Source organism: Pseudomonas sp. KK4, from assembly GCF_001984065.1.
In the GTDB taxonomy this organism is placed as follows: domain Bacteria; phylum Pseudomonadota; class Gammaproteobacteria; order Pseudomonadales; family Pseudomonadaceae; genus Aquipseudomonas.
The window spans coordinates 1-5,278 of record NZ_LYVP01000199.1 but is presented as its reverse complement, the minus strand read 5'-3'; the positions used below and the strand labels follow the sequence as shown (position 1 = coordinate 5,278).

The following is a 5,278-nucleotide window of genomic DNA, read 5'->3' as shown; positions in this document are numbered from 1 at the left end:
TTGGGTGGATCCGTTGGGGTTGAATGATTGTCCTGGTGCAGGTGGGTGCAAAACGTCAGCCGGGGAACGTGTTCCGACGGCGAAAGCCGCGGTTAACCATGAGGAGGTCACGGCTCCAAAGCCAAAACCCAAGAATCGCTATCTGTACCGCGGCGACACACGAGAACCTTGGGAAATATTCGAAAAAGGATTCGAACCCCTTGGAGACAGTTTTGACATTTACCTACACGCAAGAGACAACCGAAATCCTCCAAGTTTTTTTGTCAGCACTTCGACCTCAAAAACTGAGGCGATAAAATTCGCAACCGGTCACGGATTTGATGATGGGTTGGTTTATGTAATAAAAAATATCCGGGGGATAGACGTGAACAAAAAGCTAGGCGTCCTTTCACCGCATAAGAATGAGGTTGAAATAGCGATGCCTGGAGGAATAGAAAGCAAAGACATTCTCGGTGTTACTCCAGTCCGTGCAGATGGTAGCTATGAGGGCTACTCAATACCTAATCCGAACAGGAAGTGGCCATGAAGATTGTAGAAATAATGACAACGACCTTTGAAACCGCAGAAACGTTTGTAGTTGAGTGCGACCGGCAAAATAGATCGTTAACCCTGATCGCTAAAGATGGCTCACGCAAAAAATATACTGCTGATGATATTTATGAATGCCTCGGACTCTTACGAGCCGACTTTCCCGAAAAAAGATTCATGTGCAAGGGAGCAAGGCTCAATGTCCATCCTTCTCGAATGTCCTCCCAAATGTCCGCGGGTTTAGTGGCGTATGAACTTCATTTAGGAACGCCTAGCGAGGATGGACATATGGTCAACATATTCGACTATGAAGAAACTGACATCACAAACGACATCCAGCAGCAAAGGGATTTCTACATAAAATGGGTCCGCTCTTTGAAGCAATAAAATTTCAGCTAGCGCACTAGCATGGGGTGCTAGGGGTCGAGTGAGCGCCAGCCACCTTGCAAGGTAGGTGCTGAGTGGACAAACAATCACTCAGCACAGTCAGCACTCAACTCGGCTCCCCCGAACCATCCCGACCAGCGATGTCCGGATCATCAGGGCTCGCCTCAACGTCGGTGTCTTCAACTTCCTGCTCGGGAACCTGCTCGACACCTGCATCATCGTCAGGTGGTCGCTGATCGCGGCTCAATGAATCGGTCGGTGAAGGCAGTGGATATTCGGGGGTTTCGTCGATGTCGGCGTTTTTCGAATCAGCATTCATTCAGCACCTCTCAAAGGGCCTGAAAGGCAGGCCCTGAAGTTACGAGGCGCTGGCAATATTTGCGTTCGATCCGGCGGACAACCGGTCAATTGAACCGGTTCAATCAACATCATCCTCGTCTTCATCTTCAAACTCGATATTCCCCACGTCCCCCGCATCATCCGAATCGTTGAGCGGCACGGTGGCATCGTCCATCAGGGACCCCGGGTCTTCATTGCCGGGATCATTGATGAAAGGCAGACCACTTGGCCCTTTCTCTTCCTTGCCTTCAGTTTCCGGTGTCATGGCATGCCTCGGTTTTTTTCAGGGGATGTATGAGATTCGAGGGGTAAGGCAAGCAAATGTTCCAGTGCACGCCCGACGGAAAACGAAAAAAAACCCGGCGCTTTGGCCGGGTTTTTCTGGGGGCTGTATCAGTGGTGTTTGTTGCGGTGTTTGTTCTTGTGCTTATGGCCGCCTCCAGAGTGGGAGCCGCCGTTGTCACTGCCAAGGTTGTTGCCGACCGCGCCGCCTGCGGCACCGCCCAGGCCTGCGCCGATGGTCGAACCGGTCGAGCCGCCGAGGCTGTTACCGATCACCGAGCCACCCGCCGAACCCAGGCCGCCGCCAATGGCTGCCTCGGTGCGGCTGCCTTTGGGCGCGCCGACCGCACTACCGGCGGCGCCACCGACACCGGCGCCGATCGCAGCGCCGGTGCTGCCGCCGACTTGTCCGCCGACGACGTTACCGAGTGCGCCGCCAAGGCCCCCGCCCACCGCCGCGGTGCCGTCACCGGCCGCCATGGCCAGGGGGCTGAGCAACAGTCCAAAAACCAAAGCCGGGAGCACGGAACGTCGGGCGCGGGGGCCGTTGACTTCTTTACCCTTGGAATTCGCTGCCATGGTGGAGCCTCTGATCATCTAGGGATGTATAGCTTTGAGGCTCCCCGGGCAGATTCGTTCGTTACACCGGAAAGATCATCCGGCGATGGCGCGATCAGCCGACAGTTTGCCCGCGCCTTCGATCAACACCGCGATGCTGCCACCCAGCAGGGCCAGGGCGAATTCGTAGCCGTTGTTGGCCATGAACAGACCGTTGCTGATATGCACCGAGAAGATCGCCACCAGCGACAGGAAGGTCAGGCCCAGTGCCGCCGGGCGGACCAGCAGGCCGATGATCAGGGCCAGACCGGCGAAGAATTCGGTGCCGCCCGCCAGGGTCGCCATCAGGTAGCCCGGCGTCAGACCCAGGCTTTCCATGTACTGCGCAGTGCCAGCCAAGCCGTAACCACCGAAGGCACCGAACAGTTTTTGCGAGCCGTGGGCAGCGAAGATGATGCCGACGAAAATTCGCAGAACGGTCAGGCCGTAGCCAGCGCGGGTAAACAGAACCTTGTTGATCAGTGTGCTCATGCTGTGTCATCCATTGTGAGTGTGTGTGGGTTGGACGCCATACTAATCGTAAAACATAATATTTAAAGCGCAAAAAACCGCTACAACACTTCAGTTTATTCGATCATTTCCGTAGGGCAATCTTCTGTCCCTGAGGCTCCAACGACTCACGCTCCCGATCGAATGCCAGGTAGTACTTGTTCACGCTATTAACATAGCTGACAGGTCCCATTCCCACCTGCTCCATGGCAATACGCTCGACCTGGAAGAACCACTGATTCGGGTTCAACCCTCGCCGCCGCGCTTCGGCGCGCATGCCCTGCACTCGTTCAGGGCCAATGTTGTAGGCCGCCAGCACGAAGGCCATGCGCTCGCGCTCGTTGAGTTTGGGGCTGGAAAAGAACTTGCGGCGGATCATCGCCAGGTACTTGGCCCCGGCCTGCACGTTGCCATCAAGCTCCTGGATATTGCTGACCCCGACCCGATCGGCCGCCGACGGTGTGATCTGCATCAGGCCGGTGGGGGCGCCACCGCCGCGCGCCTTGGGTTGCAGGGCCGATTCCTTGAACGCCAGCGCCGCCAGGTTCAGCCAGTCCATGCCTTGGGCGTCGGCGTGTTTCTGCAACACCGGCCGCAGCTTTTCCAGACGCTGGCGGTCAGCCTTGGCCAAGGGATAGTGCACTTGATACAAGCGCCGATAGATACGCAGGAAGGCGGCATCCTGATCCGATGGCTTTTTATAGGTGGTGAGAAAACGATCGATACTGGCGCGCAGCATCGAGGCATCGCGGCGAACAAACCAGTATTCCTCGCCCGGATCGCTGATCAGCACCTGGCGGTCGATCCGCAACTTGGGCAGGATCTTGCCCCAGCGCTCGGCAATGGGTTGCTCGACGATGGTCAGATGAAAGATCCCGCCCTGGACCATCTCCAGCACATCCTCGACCGCCAGGCTGGGGTCGACCCACTCGACCTTCACCGGCGGCAGTTTATGCAGGGCCAGTTTCTGATTGATCTGGCTGACGGCATCCCCGGCCGCACTGCCGGTGGGCAAGGCCAGGGTCTTGCCGGATAACTGTTCCAGGCGGGTGTAGCGGCGTTCGCCCTTGATCCCGACCAGCACCAGCGGGATGTCGCTGGCAATCGGCTCGCTGCTGCTGACGGCATAACCGGTCGGCAAATCGAGCAGCTCGCCGGGGGCGACGAGATCGCCCTCCCCGCGCTGCAATGCACCGAGCAGTTGATCCTTGGACTTGGGGATGATCTTGAGGGTGATGTCCTGACCGTCACGGGCGTGGCCGTTGAGGTATTGCTCGAAGGCACGCAAGCGGTGGTATTCGATACCGATGGCCTGGCCCTGGACTTCGCCAGAGCTGTTGCGGCTCTGGTTGACCAGCACCCGCAACACACGGCTGTCGCGGATCTCCGTCAGGTCGCGCACCTTGCTTGCCGGTACGGCTTGCAGCGGCCCGGGCAGCCGCGCGACCGCCGACATCGGCAGCAGCAGCGAACAACACAGCAGTAGCAAAACCGAGGGACGAATCATCCACTCTCCGCAAAGAATTCGGGTCGATGGCATGAGTGTTCATGCGACCAAAGGACTTGAAGACAGAGCGCCTGGGGCGCTGAAAAAGTGCGAAAGACTGGCACAATGATGGCACCTTGACCATCCTGCCCAGCATCCCGATCCCCGCGCGGCTCGAAGCGCGGCTCAAAAGACAGCGATAACTCGTTGTAGTTCTTGGTTTTTCTTATAAATCTACAGCTCTGCTATGCTTTGCGGCCGTTTGGCCGAGGTAGCACCATGCAACTCATCGATATCGGCGTCAACCTGACCAACCCCAGTTTTGCCGACAAACACCAGGCCGTACTGGACCGCGCCTACGCCGCCGGCGTTTGCCAATTGGTGCTAACCGGCACCCGTGTCGAGGGCAGCGAACAGGCGTTGGAACTGTGTCGGCAACTGGATGAAAGCGGGCAACGGCTGTTCGCCACCGCCGGTATCCACCCGCATTCGGCCAGCGACTGGAACGCCGACAGCGCCCGCCAGTTACGCAGTCTGCTGCAGGAATCAAATGCAGTGGCGGTGGGTGAATGCGGTCTGGATTTCAACCGCGATTTCTCGCCGCGCCCGCAACAGGAAAAAGTGCTTGAAGAGCATCTGGCGCTGGCGGTGGAGTTGCAGATGCCGGTGTTCCTGCATGAGCGCGACGCCAGCCAGCGGTTGCTGGAGATCCTGCGCGGCTACCGCGATCAGTTGCCGGCCGCGGTCGTGCACTGCTTCACCGGGGAAAAAAAGGCGCTATTCAGCTACCTCGACATGGACCTGCACATCGGCATCACGGGCTGGATCTGCGACGAGCGTCGGGGCACGCATTTGCATCCGCTGGTCAAGGAAATCAAACGCGGGCGCCTGATGCTGGAAAGCGATGCCCCTTACCTGCTGCCGCGCAGTTTGCGGCCCAAGCCGAAGAATGGGCGCAACGAACCGGCGTACCTGACCGAGGTATTGCGCGAAGTGGCGCTGCATCGCGGGGAGACCCTCGAGGATCTGGCCGCACACACCACCGCCTGCGCTCGCGACTTTTACCGATTGCCCACCATCCCCCAGTAAACACCCCCCCTGTGGGAGCGGGCTGGCTCGCGAAGGCGGTGTATCAGCTAATGAATTTGT

Annotated in this window: 8 protein-coding genes; 3 read left to right on the top strand and 5 right to left on the bottom strand. The window is 58.2% G+C overall.

Translation table 11 applies throughout. The features are described 5' to 3' along the window. Together B0W55_RS28555 and B0W55_RS28550 are read left to right on the top strand one after the other, a co-directional pair. A partial coding sequence (locus B0W55_RS28555; RefSeq protein WP_218189778.1) for an enterotoxin A family protein occupies window positions 1-526 on the top strand: 526 nt, incomplete at its 5' end. Then, window positions 523-915 carry a hypothetical protein gene (locus B0W55_RS28550; RefSeq protein WP_077049251.1) on the top strand — a complete coding sequence of 131 codons (393 nt, stop codon included), beginning with the start codon at window positions 523-525 and terminating at the stop codon, window positions 913-915. The genes B0W55_RS28555 and B0W55_RS28550, both read left to right, overlap by 4 nt. 106 nt (window positions 916-1,021) lie before the next feature. Here B0W55_RS28550 and B0W55_RS28545 read toward each other — a convergent pair whose 3' ends face one another. The 5 genes from B0W55_RS28545 to B0W55_RS28525 all read right to left on the bottom strand — a co-directional run bounded on the left by B0W55_RS28545 (window position 1,022) and on the right by B0W55_RS28525 (window position 4,150). Next, complete coding sequence (locus tag B0W55_RS28545; protein ID WP_077049250.1) at window positions 1,022-1,234, bottom strand: hypothetical protein; 213 nt, start codon at window positions 1,232-1,234, stop codon at window positions 1,022-1,024. Window positions 1,235-1,333: 99 nt separating this feature from the next. Then, complete coding sequence (locus tag B0W55_RS28540) at window positions 1,334-1,519, bottom strand: hypothetical protein (RefSeq protein WP_077049249.1); 186 nt, start codon at window positions 1,517-1,519, stop codon at window positions 1,334-1,336. Window positions 1,520-1,647: 128 nt separating this feature from the next. Next, a complete protein-coding gene (locus B0W55_RS28535; protein ID WP_077049248.1) occupies window positions 1,648-2,115 on the bottom strand; it encodes a glycine zipper domain-containing protein in 468 nt (155 codons plus the stop codon). A 75-nt stretch (window positions 2,116-2,190) separates the two neighbouring features. Further along, the gene (locus B0W55_RS28530) at window positions 2,191-2,625 is read right to left on the bottom strand and encodes a DoxX family protein (protein WP_077049247.1); all 435 of its coding nucleotides are present in this window, start codon (window positions 2,623-2,625) and stop codon (window positions 2,191-2,193) included. A gap of 103 nt (window positions 2,626-2,728) precedes the next feature. Next, complete coding sequence (locus B0W55_RS28525; protein ID WP_077049246.1) at window positions 2,729-4,150, bottom strand: transglycosylase SLT domain-containing protein; 1,422 nt, start codon at window positions 4,148-4,150, stop codon at window positions 2,729-2,731. 258 nt (window positions 4,151-4,408) lie between these two features. Here B0W55_RS28525 and B0W55_RS28520 point away from each other — a divergent pair, with 258 nt between their 5' ends. Further along, window positions 4,409-5,218 carry a TatD family hydrolase gene (locus tag B0W55_RS28520; RefSeq protein WP_077049245.1) on the top strand — a complete coding sequence of 270 codons (810 nt, stop codon included), beginning with the start codon at window positions 4,409-4,411 and terminating at the stop codon, window positions 5,216-5,218. Window positions 5,219-5,278: the final 60 nt, after the last annotated feature.